We start from the raw sequence: 13,235 nt of genomic DNA, 5'->3' as shown, positions 1-13,235 counted from the left end.
GTCAGCTCCAGTGCCGCCTCAGCGCGGCGACCACGTCGCCCGCCCGCTCAAGGCAGAAGTAGTGTCCGCCGGGAAACATCCGTTTGCGGAACCCGCCTCCCGCGTAGGCGCGCCAGCCGTCGAGATGACCGGACGTGACGGTCTCGTCGGCCTGGCCGCCCCACGCCTCGAGCGTGGCCGGGGTGGCCGCCGCGTGATGGGTGTAGGTGAGCGACAGCCGCGCGTCCTGCCGCAGGACGTCGAGCAGCAGCTCGCGGCTGTCCTCGTCGATGTCGTTCTCGTCCAGGGCGCGCACGTCGAGCAGCCGGGCCAGCTCGGCGTCGTCGTCGGCCAGGCCCCGGCCGGCGCCGACCCACATGTGGGGTGGGCGGCAGCCGGCCACGACGAGCGCGCGGGGCCGGCGCCCGTGCTCCTCCCCCAGCCTGCGGACGATCTCGTAGCCCAGCAGGCCGCCGAAGCTCTGGCCGAAGACGATCAGCGGGTCGTCCGGCTTGAGCAGCGCGGTCAGCTCGTCGAGCACCCCGGTGACGACCTCGTGCACGCTGGTCGCGGGGGGCTCCGCCCAGCGGGTCTCCCGGCCGGGAAGCTGGACCCCGACGATGGAGACCTCCGGCCCCGCCATGGCCTGCCACGGACGGTACTGCCCGCAGCCGGCCCCCGCGGGGGCCAGGCACAGCAGGGTCACCGGCCGCGGCGGCCCCGCATCGAACGGCAGGAGCCAGGATCCGCTCACGACACCTCCTCCGCGGGAACCCAGCCCAGCCGGTCCAGCTCGGCGGCGAGACCCGCCACCGTGGGGTTGGCCAGCAGTTGCCTGACCGTGAGCCGTACCCCCGTCGACCTGCGCAGAGCCGCCACGGCGCGCGCAGCCAGCAGCGAGTGGCCGCCCAGCTCGAAGAAGTCGGCGTCGACGTCGTGCACCGGCTGCGGCAGCAGATCGTTCCAGGCGTCGCAGACCACACGCTCGCTACGCGTGCTCGGTGACCGTCCGCCGGTCGCCGTGGCGGCCGTCATCATGGCGAGTGCCGCGCGATCCACCTTGCCCGTGGGGGTGGTGGGCAGCGCCGGGACCGCCGTCACCTGGGCCGGGACCACAGCCGCCGGCAGCCGCCCGGCGCATGCCGTACGCACCGCCTCCAGGCACTCCTCCGACTCCACCACCACGGCGAGCCCGAGCGCGTCCCGGCCGGCCAGCAGGTAGGCGGCGGCGCCGCGCACGCCGTCGGTCTGCACCGCGACCCGCTCCACCTCCGACAGCTCCACGCGGAAGCCGCGGATCTTCACCTGCTCGTCGCAGCGCCCGCGGTACTCCAGCAGGCCGTCAGGGCGTTCCAGCGCGAGGTCGCCCGTGCGGTACAGCCGGCTGCCGTCGGCGGCGAACGGGTCGGGGAGGAACCGCTCGGCGGTCAGCCCCGGACGGCGGCGGTAGCCCGCCGCCACGCCGGGCCCGCCGATGAACAGCTCCCCCGGGGTGCCGGGGGGAACGGGCCGCAGATCAGCGTCCAGGATGTGGACGGTGTAGCCGGGAAGGGGCCGCCCGATGGTCGTGACGTCGTCGCCCCTCGCCGTGTCGGCGCAGGTGGCCGCGATGGTCGCCTCCGTCGGCCCGTAGACGTTGAGCATCCTGCCGGTGAACCGGGCAGCCAGTGCGGCGGGGAGCGGCTCCCCCGCCGCCACCAGCACGTCGGCCCCTCCGACCTCCTCCGCGCAGGCCAGCAGCAGCGAAGGCGTCATGCACACCACGTCGGGCGCCGCGGCGGCGACGTTCTCGGCCAGGTCGGTGTCGATGATCGTCATGCCCTGGCCGTACCGGAGGTACAGCAGCGCGCACCACAGCCAGCCGTCGAAGGCCGGGGACACCGCGTTGACGCCCGTGCCGCCCGTGGGCAGGTCCAACTCGCCCAGCGCGGCGACGAAGGCCCCCAGCCCCCGGTAGGGCACCTCGACTCCCTTCGGCCAGCCGGTCGTGCCCGAGGTGTAGATGACGTACGCCACGCTGGAGGGGTGCGGGTCGGCCCGGCGCGGCGCCGGGTTCGGCTCGCACAACGCGCCGGACGGCAGCACCCGGCACCGCTGCGGGACGGCCCCCGCGGGCACGCCGTCACCGAGGATCAGGTGGGTGTCGGAGTCGCGCAGCACGAAGCTGAGCCGGTCGGCGGGGTGCCGCTCGTCCAGCGGTACGGCTGTCGCCCCCGTCCACCAGACGGCCAGCAGCGCGGCGACCGACAGGTGGCTGCGGCCGAGGCACAGTCCCACCTGGGTGCCGGGTCCGGCACCGTGCGCGGCCAGCGTTCCCGCGATCGTCCGCGTACGGTCGGCGAGCTGCGCGAAGGTGAGAGTCCCGTCAGGCGCGTGTACCGCGGTTTCGGACGGACGGGTGGCCGCCCACCGGTCGAGCGCAGCGAACATCTCGGAAACATCGGTATTGGTCGTCATGCGCTCATGTCCTCCATCCCCGCGGAGCCGGCCAGGGATGACGGCCGCCACACCGAGTAGGACCGCATGCCGTACAGGAGAGGGGTCCCCGGCTTCTCGGTCACGCGCAGCAGCCGCCCGAAGAGCACTTCGTGGTCACCGTCCGGGATCACCCTGCTCAGCCGGCACTCGGCCATCGCCAGCGCGTCATCCACCAACCACGGCAGCCCGGCGTGCGACCTGATCCAGCGCACCCGGGCGAACCGGTCGGGCACCGGCCCGGAGAACAGCTCCGCCGTGGCACGGGCCTCCGCGTCCAGCAGGTTCACCGCGAAAGCGCCGCCTTCGTGTACGGCACGCAGCGTGGCGCTCCCCACCCGCAGGCACACCAGGATCGTCGGCGGGCACAGGGTGACGCTGGCCACCGACGAGCACGTCATGCCGTGCGGACGGCCGACGGTGTCCGCCGCCGTGACCACGGCGACCCCGGTGGGGAACCGGCTCATCAGCGCCCGATGTTCGCCCGCCGACGCGATCGGTTCGTCGAGAACCCGCAGCTCGTCGGCGGTCATCAGCTGTCCCCGTGCAGGTGCCGCAGGAACTCGTAGTTGCTGGGCAGCGAGGTTGCGAGCTCCTTCTGGTGGCGCTTGACGTTGGCGAAGAGCGTCTCGGCGGCCTCGATGGCCTCGGGCTTGTACGTCAGCGAAGGCAGCGGCTTGTCGGGCCGCAGGCCCATGCCGGAGAAGACACAGTAGTAGCTGCCGTTGGTCCAGAAGTTACGGAACTCGGCCTCGAAGTTGCCGTAGTAGCCACGCTCGTCGGTGATCGGCAGGTTGATCGGAAGACCCGCCTTGTACATGGCGATCTTCTGCTTGATCCCGTCTGCCAGCTCCAGTTCCTTGTTCGCCCGCCAGAACGGCGTGTCCGTGCGCGGCGACAGGGAGAAGTGCGCCTGGATGAAGTCCCTGGTGTCGTCGAACATCTCCTCGATCTCGCGATTGAAGCTGTCGATCAGCACAGGGTCGAACGTACGGTCGGGGAAGTGCTTGGCCAGCTGGTGGATGGCCGCGTAGACGAAGTAGATCCCGGTGGACTCCAGCGGCTCCAGGAAGCACGAGGCCAGCCCGATGCTCACGCAGTTACGCACCCAGGCGCGCCGGTTGCGGCCCACCCGGAAGCGGATGTGGTTCAGCGGGGCGTTCTCCGGGTCCAGGCCCCACAGCCGGCAGAGCTCCTCGGCCGCCTCATCCTTCGTGGCGAACTGGCTGGAGTACACGTACCCGGTGCCGAAGCGGCCGAGCATCGGGATCCGCCACGTCCACCCCGACGACATCGCGATGGCGGAGGTGTAGGGCTCCACGCCGTGTTCGGCGTCGTCGTGCGGGACCGCGGTGGCCACCGCGCTGTCGCACAGCAGGTGGTCGTTCATGTCGATGAACGGCTCTTCCATCGCCTGGTTGATCAGCAGGCCGCGGAAGCCGGAGCAGTCGATGAACAGGTCGCCCTCCAGCAGCCGCCCGCCGGCGGTGCGCAGCGCGGTGATGAACCCGCGCTCATCCCGCAGCACCTCGGTCATCTGATCCTCGACGTGCTCGGCGCCCTGCTTCTCCACCGCGAACGTGCGCAGGAAGTTCGCGACCTTCTGGGCGTCGAAATGCCAGGCGTAATAGGTGGCCGGGGTGCCGTCGAGCGCTCGCGGCGCCCGGTTGGCGTCCATGATCGCCGTCTCTTTGAAGCACGCGTAGTCGAACGGCTCGTCGGTCTCGCCCTTCAGCGTCTTGGCCACCCAGTAGTGCGACAACGGGATCTGGTCGGCGGACGGAAGCAGGCCGAAGGGGTGGAAGAACTGGTCGGTACGCCCGCCCAGTGGCTGGGGTGTCGGCGAGCTGGGCCCCGGGGTGCGCCAGTTGATGAACTTGACCGCCACCTTGAAGCTGGCGTTGCACTCCCGCATCCACTCGTCTTCAGGGATCCCCAGGTAGTCGAAGAAGGCACGCTGCAGATTGGGCACGGTGGCCTCGCCCACGCCGATGCGCGGGATGGTCGGCGCCTCCAGGACAGTGATCTTCACCGTCCGCTGCAATGCCTTACTCAGGTAGGATGCGGTCATCCAGCCGGCCGTGCCGCCGCCGAGAATGACAATGTTGCGCACGCGGTTGTCGTGGGACATGTGGTAACTCCTTCTGGATCGGTCTATGCGTGTGCGCGCAGCCGTGGCCCGACCGGCTCCGCCACTTCCACCGGGAGCTGGAGCGACTTGGTCTCGCAGAACTCCTCCAGCCCCTCCACGCCGCATTCACGGCCGATGCCCGACTGCTTGACTCCGCCGAAGGGCGCCAGGACGTTGAACGGCCCGCCGTTGATGTCCACCTGGCCGACCCGCATCCGCCTGGCGAAGTCCTGCGCCCTGCCGGTGTCGGCCGACCACACGGCGCCGTGCAGGCCGTACGGGGTGTTGTTGGCGATCCGGACGGCCTCTTCCTCGTCCCGGTACGGCATAACCGACAGCACCGGGCCGAAGATCTCCTCCTTGGCGATGGTCATGGTGTCCCGCACATGGGAGAACACGGTGGGACGGACGTAGTACCCGCGCCCGTACCCCTCCGGCGGATCCTCGCCTCCGGCGAGCAGCCGGGCGCCCTCTGCCACTCCGGCCCTGATGTATTCGCGCACGCGCTCGCGCGCCTGGTCGGTGATGAGCGGACCGAGGTCGGTGCGCGGGTCGCGCGGCTCACCCACGCGGTACCGGCCGACCAGACCGGCCGCCAGTTCCGCCGCCTCGTCATGCCGGTCGGCGGGCACCAGCAGCCTGCTCCACTGCAGGCACGCCTGCCCCGAGTTGAAGCACATCTGGTCCACGGTGGCGGCCACCCCCTGCCGCAGGTCGGCGTCGTCCAGCAAGACGCTGGCGTTCTTGCCGCCCAGCTCCAGATGGACGCGCTTGACCCGGTTGGCCGCCATCGTGGCGACGTGACGGCCCGCCCGGACCGAGCCGGTCAGCGAGACCATGTCCACGTCCGGACTGCGCACGAGGTCGGCCCCGGCGCCCTCGCCGGTGCCCACCACGACGTTGAAGACGCCCGGCGGCAGACCGCACTCGGCGGTGATCTCGGCGAGCAGATAGGCGTGCAGGGGCGTCAGCTCGCTGGGCTTGTGGACGACGGTGCAGCCGGCCAGCAGCGCGGGGACCACCTTCTGCAACGTGAGCAGCAGCGGCACGTTCCACGGGGTGATGGCCGCGACCACTCCCGCGGGCTCGCGCAGCACGAGCGAGTTTCCCGCCCGCCGCTCGAAGGCGAATCCGGCCGCCAGATCCGCGAAGGAGGCCGTCATCGTGACGGCGAGACCGACCTGCGCCTGCCGCGCCACCGTCGCGGGCGCGCCGACCTCCGAGATGATGACCTCGGCCAGCTCGTCCGCCCGCTCGGAGAGCCTGCGGGCGAGCCGCTCGACGAACGCGATCCGCTCCTTCAGCTGGGTCGCCGCCCATCGGGGCTGGGCCGCCCGTGCTCCCTGGGCGGCCCGGCGCGCGTCCACCAGCGTGCCCGCGGGAACGATGGCCAGCAGGCTCTCGTCGCTCGGGTCGATCACGTCGATGCCGTCGGTCGCGTCGGATCGCCGCCAATCCCCGTCGATCCACTGTGACTGAAAGACCTGCGCGGACCGCCCCATGGCTACCGCTCCGCCCGTACGGGAAATTCGGCCAGGCCACGGAACTGCGGGGTGTCCGCCTTCCACCGATGCGGCCGGTCGGGCACGGGTGACAGGCCGGGCACGCACTGGGTCAGCACCTTGAGCGCCGCGGCCGTGATCACCTGCGCCAGCCCGGCGCCGAGGCAGCGGTGGATGCCGACCCCGAACCCGACGTGTCCCGAGTCGTGGCGCCGCACGTCGATCCGGTCGGGGGCCGGCCACCGCTCGGGGTCGCGGTTGGCCGCGCCGCGGACGAGGTAGACCAGCTCTCCGCCGGCGATCGGCTGTCCGGCCACCTCGATGTCACGGGTCACCAGGCGGTGCGTGAGCTGCACGGAGGCGTCGTAACGCAGCACCTCCTCCACCGCGGAGGGGATCAGCTCGGGCTCGTCCTTCAGCAGGTCCCACTGGTCACGCTGGCCGAGCAGGCCGAGGACCCCGTTGCCGATCAGGTCCATCGTGGTGCCGAAGGACGCCAGCGGCAACAACAGCAGGTGCGCGAACATCTCCTGCTCGCTGAGCCCCAGCGCCTCCTCCTCGCCCCGCTCGGCGATGGCGATCACCCTGGTGACCAGGTCGTCCTTGGGCCGGCTTCGCCTGTCCCCGATGAGCTCGGCCAGGTAGGGCGTCATCTGGCTGAACGCCTCGGCGGTCGGGCTGCCGGACGGCGCCACCTGGGTGGGGTCGGCTCCGAGGAAGACCCGCTGCATGTGCCGGATCTCGTACCACCAGTCGGTCAGGCGGGTGCCCTCGGCGGACGGCAGTCCGTACATCGTCGCCAGCACCCGTCCGGGAAGCTGATACGCGAAGTCCTTGACGAGGTCGAACTCACCCTTGCCGGCCGCCCGCCGGATGACCTCCGTGGCGATCTCCTCGATCGCGGGGCGCAGCGCGCGCATGTCCCGCGCGCGGAACTCGCGGTTCAACAGCCTGCGGATGCGGGTGTGGTCGGGCGGATCGCGGAAGAGCATCCACTCCGGCGCGAGGTCCATGAACCTCTTCATCTCGTCCGAGGAGGTGGGGCCGACCTTGTTGGAGACCATCGCGCCCAGGCGGTGGGAGGAGAACGTCTCGGGGTCCAGGTGGGCGGCGTACACATCGCTGTGCCGGGTGATCACCCATCCGTTCAGCCGGTTGTCCCAATGAACAGGCTCCTCCTCCCTGAGCCGGACGTAGTCGGGATAGGGGTTGTTCAGGAAATCCTTCCCGAACATGTCGACCCGCACCTTCTGGGATCGGATGTCGGCGCTGACCGTCATCAGGGACCACTTCCTCTTGAGCATGCCAATAGCGCGAGATAAACAGCGGGCATGTGATTAGGCGCAAATCCTGCGCTCACTTCCGACTAAGGTCGGCCGACTTCCGATATTTGTCAACCCACCGACCCGGCACGCACGATGGTTAGCGTCCCGGACGTGAAAGGAGATTGCCGGTGAAAGCAGAGAGCGCTGTCCTTGCCGAAGCGACCACGAGGTCACCGCATGGATTCAGAGCCACAGTTTCATCCGTCATCGGATTTGCCCTTGACCTGTACGACCTTTATGTGATCGTGTTCGTCGCACCCGCCATCGCGGCGGTGTTCTTTCCCCTCGAGAACACCGCGTTGGCGCTGGCAGGCAGCTATGTCGCGCTGGCCGCGACGCTGATCATGCGGCCCATCGGCGCCGCGCTGATGGGCGTCATCGGCGACCGGCACGGCCGCAAACGGGCCATGGTCGTGGCGTTGCTCGGGGTGGGCTGCGTGACCGCCCTCATGGGAATGCTGCCCGGCGCGCAGGCCATCGGCGTCGCCGCCCCGCTGCTGCTGCTGCTCCTGCGCCTGGTCCAGGGCCTGTTCGTCGGCGGCGTCTTCGCATCCACTCTCACCCTGGCGACCGAGTCGGTGCCGGCTCGCTGGCGCGGGCTGGTCTCCGGGGTGGTCGGCGGGGGCGGAACCGCGCTGGGCAGCCTGCTCGCCGCGCTGGCCCTGTTCGCCACGACCAGGATCTTCCCCGGCGAAGCCTTCAACGAGTGGGGCTGGCGGGTGATGTTCCTGGCCGGCGGCCTGCCTGTGCTGGTCAGCGTGCTCGTGATGAAGTACGTGGAGGAATCCCCGCTCTGGAGCGCCAAGCCGGACCGCGTGGCGAGCCCGCTGGCTCCGCTGCTCACCCGGGGACCGCACCGGAAGGTGCTCGCGGCCAACATCGCCGTGGTCTTCGGCGTCGCCACCTTCTTCCTGCTCACCCTGGGCCTGCTGCCCAGCTTCCTGCAGGTGGTCAACGGGCTGAGCGTGGCGACGGTGAGTGTGATCCTGGTCTGGGTCAACCTCGGTGCCTTCGTCTTCGCGCCGCTCAGCGGCCATCTCAGCGAGCGCTACGGCAGGCGTCGCGTGCTGCTGTGCGCCTCCGCGGTCAACATGATCGCGCTGCCCTGCCTGTACATGTGGCTGGCCGATGTGGCGTCCCCCGTCATGGTGGCGCTGCCGGCGCTGCTGCTCTCCGGGCTGACCATCGCCGCGTTCGGGCCGCTGCCCATCTTCCTGAACGAGCGGTTCCCCACCTCGATCCGCGCCTCGGGGACGGCCCTGTCGATCAACGGAGGGTTCGCCCTGGCGGGCCTGGTCCCCGCGGTGGTCAACGCCTTGAGCGGCGGTCCGGCGCAACTGCCGGTCTACGTGGCGGTCGGCCTGGTGCTGGCCGGCGTGGTGACCGTGGCCACCCTCTCCCGCACCTCGGAACCGAGGCGCGGGCTCACCTGACCGAGAGGACGATCATGACAACTCTTTCCGGGATCCGCCCTTCGGGGGTCCAGATCGCTCCGTGGGTTTCCGCCGACGAGATCCTGACCGCCAGCTCGGTGCTGAGCAGCGGGTTCAGCACCATCTGGGTGCCCGACCAGATGCTGGCGCGCAACTCCCACGTGCTGATGTCGGCGATCGCCGCCGGCCGGCACGTGGGCGTGGCCAGCGGCGTGACCATCCCACTGTCGCGCAACCCCATCGACATCGCCGCCGCTATGGCCACCATCGCCGAGCTGGTGGCGCCCGGCCATACGGTGCAGATGGGCATCGGGACCGGTGGCTCACTCGTGTCGAGCATGTTCACCAAACGTTCCGTGCTCGCCCTGCTGCGCGAGTGCATCGGGCTCATCAGGCGGCTGTGGGCGGGCGAGATCGTGCTGTTGCGCGACTACCCGTTGCTGAGCGAACGGCTGGGCTGGCGCGACGACGCCATCGCACAGCTGACGTTCACCCTGACCAGGGAGATCCCGATCCTGATGGCCATCGGCGGGCCCAAAAGCAGGGCGCTGGCCGAAGACCTCGCGGACGGGCTGATCTGCACCAGCACCTATCCGGCGGTGTCGTACGCGGCCCTGGAAGCCGGCGATCACGAGACCGTGCGCGACGTGGTGGCGCTGGCGCGGCGAACCCGGGAAGTCCGGCCGTTCCGCCTGCTGTACGGCTTGAACTGCTGCGTGTCGAACGACGGCGCCGCGGCCAGGGAGTTCGCCCGCAGGCAGGCGGCGATCGTCGCCGGCAACCCGGTCCTCTGGCCCGACCTGGAGCGGGCCGGGTTCGACATGGAGTCGGCGGCCATGGTGCGCACGGCGCTGCGCGGCGGCAAACCCCTGCCGGAAGCCGCGCAGTACGTGTCCAACGACCTGCTGGACGGGCTCATCGCGTCGGGAACGCCCGAGGCGTGCGCCGAGCGGCTGGGAGCATTGGCGCAGCTCATCCAGTCCCTCGGCTTCGACGACTTCTACCTCGGCTCGCCGTTGGGCCCCGACATCGGCGAGGCGGCCCGGCTGCTGGTCGACAAGGTGCTGCCTGCGGTGTGGCCGCAGGAACTGGGGAGGTAACGGCATGTGTGGAATCACCGGATGGGTCTCCTTCAAGCGTGACCTGAGCCATGAGAGGCCGACGCTTGAGGCGATGACGCGGACCATGGCCTGCCGCGGACCCGACGCGGAAGGCATGTGGACGGCCCCGCACGCCGCCCTGGGGCACCGCCGCCTCGCCGTCATCGACCTGGAGGGAGGCGCCCAGCCGATGACCGCCTCCGTACCGGGAGGCGAGGTGTGCCTGGTCTTCAGCGGCGAGGTCTACAACTTCACCGAGCTGCGCGGCGAGCTGGAGAAGCTCGGCGAGCGGTTTCGGACCTCCAGCGACACCGAGGTCGTCCTGCGCGGCTACCTGCGCTGGGGCGATCGGGTGGCCGAGCGGCTGAACGGCATGTTCGCCCTGGCCATCTGGGACACCCGCGAGGAGAGGCTGGTGCTGATCCGCGACCGGCTCGGCGTCAAACCGCTGTACATCCTCCCCACGCAGGACGGCCTGCTGTTCGGGTCGGAGCCGAAGGCGATCCTGGCGCACCCGGCGGCGGAGCGCGTGGTCGACGCCGAGGGGCTGCGCGAGTGGCTCGCCTTCGTCATGACGCCCCGGCAGGCGGTCTGGCACGGCATGCGGCAGGTCGAGCCGGCGACCGTCGTCACCGTGGACGCCCGGGGCCGGCGTGAGCGGGTCTACTGGCGGCTCGAGACCCGGGCGCACACCGACGACCTGGAGACCACGATCACCCGCGTGGGCGACCTGCTCGGCGACACCGTGCGCCGGCAGATGGTCGCCGACGTCCCCCGCTGCGTGCTGCTGTCCGGCGGCCTGGACTCCAGCGCGCTGACCGTCCTGGCCGCCGGGCACCTCGGCGCCGAGGCCGTGCCCACCTTCTCCGTGGACTTCGTCGGGCAGTCAGACGGCTTCCTGCCCGACGACCTGCGCGGCACACCCGACGCGCCGTTCGTCCGCGCCGTGGCCGACCACGTCGGAGCCGACCACCGCGACATCATGCTGGATCACGCCGCGCTGGCCGACCCCGAGGTGCGCCGCAGGGCGCTCGAGGCCCGCGACCTGCCTGTGGGGTTCGGTGAGATGGACTTCTCCCTGTACCTGCTGTTCAAGGCGATCAGCGAGCGCTCCACGGTCGCCCTGTCGGGGGAGTCGGCCGACGAGGTCTTCGGCGGCTACCGGCAGTTCCACGACGACCGGATCCGGTGGGCGGACGAGTTCCCCTGGATCGCCGTCAACGCGGGCCCGCTCGACCGGGACGCCGTGTGGCTGAAACCGGAGGTCCGCGCCGCCCTCGACCTGGACGAGTACCGGCGTGTCTGCTACGCCGACGCCGTACGCGGGGTGGACCGGCTGGACGGCGAGAGCGACCTGGAATATCGCATGCGCGTCATGAGCCACCTGCACCTGACCCGCTTCGTGCGCTTCCTGCTGGAGCGCAAGGACCGGCTGAGCATGGCGGTGGGACTGGAGGTGCGGGTGCCGTTCTGCGACCACAGGCTGGTGGAGTACGTCTACAACGCCCCGTGGTCCATGAAGAACCACGACGGCAGGGAGAAGAGCCTGCTGCGCAGCGCGGTCCGCGACAGGCTCCCGGCGGTCGTGGCGGACCGGGTGAAGAGCGCCTACCCCTCCGCCCAGGCCACCTCCTACGTCAAAGCGCTGCAGGAGCAGACCCGGGAACTGCTCGGGCGGCCCGACCATCCGGTGTTCGCCCTCGCCGACCGGCGCCGGCTGCAGGCGACCACCCGGCAGGAGGCGTCGGCGGTGGACAAGCTGGCCAGGCTCGGCATGGAACGCGTACTCGACGTCATGCTGTGGCTGGATATCTACCGCCCTGACGTGCGGCTTCCCTGACGGCTGTACCGCTGGCAGTACGGCGTCAATGGCATACAGCACCGCAGAATGGCATCATGCATTTACCGCGCCCACTCACTAAGGAGTCCCGCATGCCGGAGAGGTCATTTGTGGTCGTGCGAAACCACGAGGAGCAGTACTCTATCTGGCCCGCCGACCAAGATATTCCGGGCGGCTGGCATCCCGTTGGCGCCGAGGGCACGAAAGAGGTTTGTCTCTCCCGCGTCCAGGAGCTGTGGACGGATATGCGTCCACTGAGCCTGCGCACCGCCCCGGCGGAAATCTGAACCAGCGAGAAAGGGGGATCCAGGTGACCGCGTTCGCCGGCTGGAGCACGGAACTCGCCACTTTCTTCACCGGCCTGGAACAAGACAATTCTCCCGGTTATCTGGACGCCTGTCGCGACCTGTACCGGCGAGCGGTCCTGGAACCCACCAGGACCCTCGCCGCCGAACTCGAGCACAAGTACGGGAAGGCGCATATCTTCCGGCTCCGCAAGGACGCGCGGTTCGCGGACGGCCGGCACCCGTACCACACCCACCTCGGCGTGCAGTTCGCCGGAAACGGAACGCACCACTACCTGTCGGTGTCGGCCCGGGAGCTGATCGCCTCCGTGGGTGTCGTCCGCGCCCGCGGCGCCTGGCTGAGCCGCTTTCGCGCGGCGGCGGCCGGTCCCGCGGGCGCGCGGCTGTTGACGATCATCTCGGCCCTGGAGGCCGAGGGCTTCACCGTCTCGGGGGAGACGTTGAAGAAGGCTCCCCGCGGCTATCCGCAGAGCCATCCCCACATCGCCCTGCTTCGTCGCACCGGCCTCGCGGCCACCTGGCGCTGGCCGGCGTCGCTCTGGCTAGGCAACCCCGGTGCCGCCGGCCTGATCACGGGGGCGTGGGAGCGTGCGGCTCCGTTGAGCGGCTGGCTGCGCCGCTTCGCGCCATTGGAGGATTGACGTGCCCATCTCCCCTACGACCGCCCGTTCCTCGTCACTCAAGCACTACCAGCGTTCCGCGTGGTCGGCCGGGGACTACACCTCGGTCGCCGGAACCACCACCATCGCCAGCGAACTCCTGGCCGAGCGCCTCGACGTGCGGCCCGGCGAGCGCGTGCTCGACGCCGCCTGCGGCAGCGGCAACGCGACCATCGCCTGCGCGCGACGCTTCGCCCAGGTCACCGGGCTGGACTTCTCCGCCACGATGCTGGAGGACGCTCAACGCCGCATGGCGGCCGAGCGGGTGTCCGCGCGGCTCATGGAGGCGGACATCGAGGACATCCCGCTGCCGGACGCGGACTTCGACGTCGTCCTCTCGGCCTTCGGCGCCATGTTCGCGCCCGACCAGAAGCGCACCGCGGCCGAGCTGCTGCGGGTCTGCAAGCCGGGCGGCCGGATCGGCCTGGCGTCCTGGACGGCCGGAGGGTCCCTGGGCGGCCTGTTTGACGTCATGTCCCGCTACAT

The 13,235-nt window shown here is 70.4% G+C and carries 12 protein-coding genes; 6 read left to right on the top strand and 6 right to left on the bottom strand.

Features of this window, described 5'->3' with window-relative positions; genetic code table 11:
• Window position 1: 1 nt before the first annotated feature.
• Genes GUY59_RS00770 through GUY59_RS00745 form a run of 6 tightly spaced genes read right to left on the bottom strand, consistent with a single transcriptional unit; the run spans window position 2 to window position 7,391 of the window.
• Window positions 2–733 carry a thioesterase II family protein gene (locus GUY59_RS00770; protein WP_161714316.1) on the bottom strand — a complete coding sequence of 244 codons (732 nt, stop codon included), beginning with the start codon at window positions 731–733 and terminating at the stop codon, window positions 2–4.
• Window positions 730–2,436 carry a non-ribosomal peptide synthetase gene (locus GUY59_RS00765; protein WP_201760365.1) on the bottom strand — a complete coding sequence of 569 codons (1,707 nt, stop codon included), beginning with the start codon at window positions 2,434–2,436 and terminating at the stop codon, window positions 730–732. The genes GUY59_RS00770 and GUY59_RS00765 overlap by 4 nt, the downstream gene beginning before the upstream one ends.
• Window positions 2,433–2,987: a flavin reductase family protein gene (locus GUY59_RS00760; protein ID WP_132330392.1), complete on the bottom strand. Its 555-nt coding sequence runs from the start codon at window positions 2,985–2,987 to the stop codon at window positions 2,433–2,435. Before GUY59_RS00760 ends, GUY59_RS00765 begins: the two co-directional genes overlap by 4 nt.
• Window positions 2,987–4,585 (bottom strand): tryptophan halogenase family protein, encoded by a 1,599-nt coding sequence (locus GUY59_RS00755; protein WP_132330390.1) that lies wholly within the window; start codon window positions 4,583–4,585, stop codon window positions 2,987–2,989. The genes GUY59_RS00760 and GUY59_RS00755 overlap by 1 nt, the downstream gene beginning before the upstream one ends.
• A 23-nt stretch (window positions 4,586–4,608) precedes the next feature.
• Window positions 4,609–6,087 carry an aldehyde dehydrogenase family protein gene (locus tag GUY59_RS00750; protein ID WP_132330388.1) on the bottom strand — a complete coding sequence of 493 codons (1,479 nt, stop codon included), beginning with the start codon at window positions 6,085–6,087 and terminating at the stop codon, window positions 4,609–4,611.
• 2 nt (window positions 6,088–6,089) lie between these two features.
• Entirely contained in the window at window positions 6,090–7,391 is a 1,302-nt protein-coding gene (locus GUY59_RS00745; protein WP_138198505.1) for a cytochrome P450, read from the bottom strand.
• A 149-nt stretch (window positions 7,392–7,540) separates the two neighbouring features.
• Here GUY59_RS00745 and GUY59_RS00740 point away from each other — a divergent pair, with 149 nt between their 5' ends.
• The 6 genes from GUY59_RS00740 to GUY59_RS00715 all read left to right on the top strand — a co-directional run.
• A complete protein-coding gene (locus GUY59_RS00740; RefSeq protein ID WP_289512951.1) occupies window positions 7,541–8,845 on the top strand; it encodes an MFS transporter in 1,305 nt (434 codons plus the stop codon).
• Window positions 8,846–8,859: 14 nt separating this feature from the next.
• Window positions 8,860–9,945 carry an LLM class flavin-dependent oxidoreductase gene (locus GUY59_RS00735; protein ID WP_138198503.1) on the top strand — a complete coding sequence of 362 codons (1,086 nt, stop codon included), beginning with the start codon at window positions 8,860–8,862 and terminating at the stop codon, window positions 9,943–9,945.
• Window positions 9,946–9,949: 4 nt separating this feature from the next.
• Complete coding sequence (gene asnB, locus GUY59_RS00730; protein ID WP_138198502.1) at window positions 9,950–11,785, top strand: asparagine synthase (glutamine-hydrolyzing); 1,836 nt, start codon at window positions 9,950–9,952, stop codon at window positions 11,783–11,785.
• A 92-nt stretch (window positions 11,786–11,877) separates the two neighbouring features.
• Window positions 11,878–12,072, top strand: coding sequence for an MbtH family protein (locus GUY59_RS00725; protein ID WP_132330379.1), 195 nt, complete (start codon window positions 11,878–11,880; stop codon window positions 12,070–12,072).
• Between the two features lie 23 nt (window positions 12,073–12,095).
• On the top strand, window positions 12,096–12,731 hold the full coding sequence (locus GUY59_RS00720) for a DUF2461 family protein (RefSeq protein ID WP_161714314.1): 636 nt from the start codon (window positions 12,096–12,098) through the stop codon (window positions 12,729–12,731).
• Between the two features lies 1 nt (window position 12,732).
• On the top strand, window positions 12,733–13,235 hold a 503-nt coding region (locus tag GUY59_RS00715), incomplete at its 3' end, for a class I SAM-dependent methyltransferase (protein WP_161714313.1).

This window comes from Nonomuraea sp. K271 (genome assembly GCF_009908215.1).
Taxonomy (GTDB): domain Bacteria; phylum Actinomycetota; class Actinomycetes; order Streptosporangiales; family Streptosporangiaceae; genus Nonomuraea; species Nonomuraea longispora.
Note: the sequence above shows the minus strand (reverse complement) of the source record. Positions and strands in the feature narration are given on the sequence as shown.

Coding starts and splice junctions, on each gene's coding strand:
- GUY59_RS00755 (WP_132330390.1), bottom strand. CDS start 4,585: ATGTCCCACGACAACCGCGTGCGCAACATTGTCATTCTCGGCGGCGGC.
- GUY59_RS00725 (WP_132330379.1), top strand. CDS start 11,878: ATGCCGGAGAGGTCATTTGTGGTCGTGCGAAACCACGAGGAGCAGTAC.
- GUY59_RS00760 (WP_132330392.1), bottom strand. CDS start 2,987: ATGACCGCCGACGAGCTGCGGGTTCTCGACGAACCGATCGCGTCGGCG.
- asnB (WP_138198502.1), top strand. CDS start 9,950: ATGTGTGGAATCACCGGATGGGTCTCCTTCAAGCGTGACCTGAGCCAT.
- GUY59_RS00765 (WP_201760365.1), bottom strand. CDS start 2,436: ATGACGACCAATACCGATGTTTCCGAGATGTTCGCTGCGCTCGACCGG.
- GUY59_RS00750 (WP_132330388.1), bottom strand. CDS start 6,087: ATGGGGCGGTCCGCGCAGGTCTTTCAGTCACAGTGGATCGACGGGGAT.
- GUY59_RS00735 (WP_138198503.1), top strand. CDS start 8,860: ATGACAACTCTTTCCGGGATCCGCCCTTCGGGGGTCCAGATCGCTCCG.
- GUY59_RS00745 (WP_138198505.1), bottom strand. CDS start 7,391: ATGCTCAAGAGGAAGTGGTCCCTGATGACGGTCAGCGCCGACATCCGA.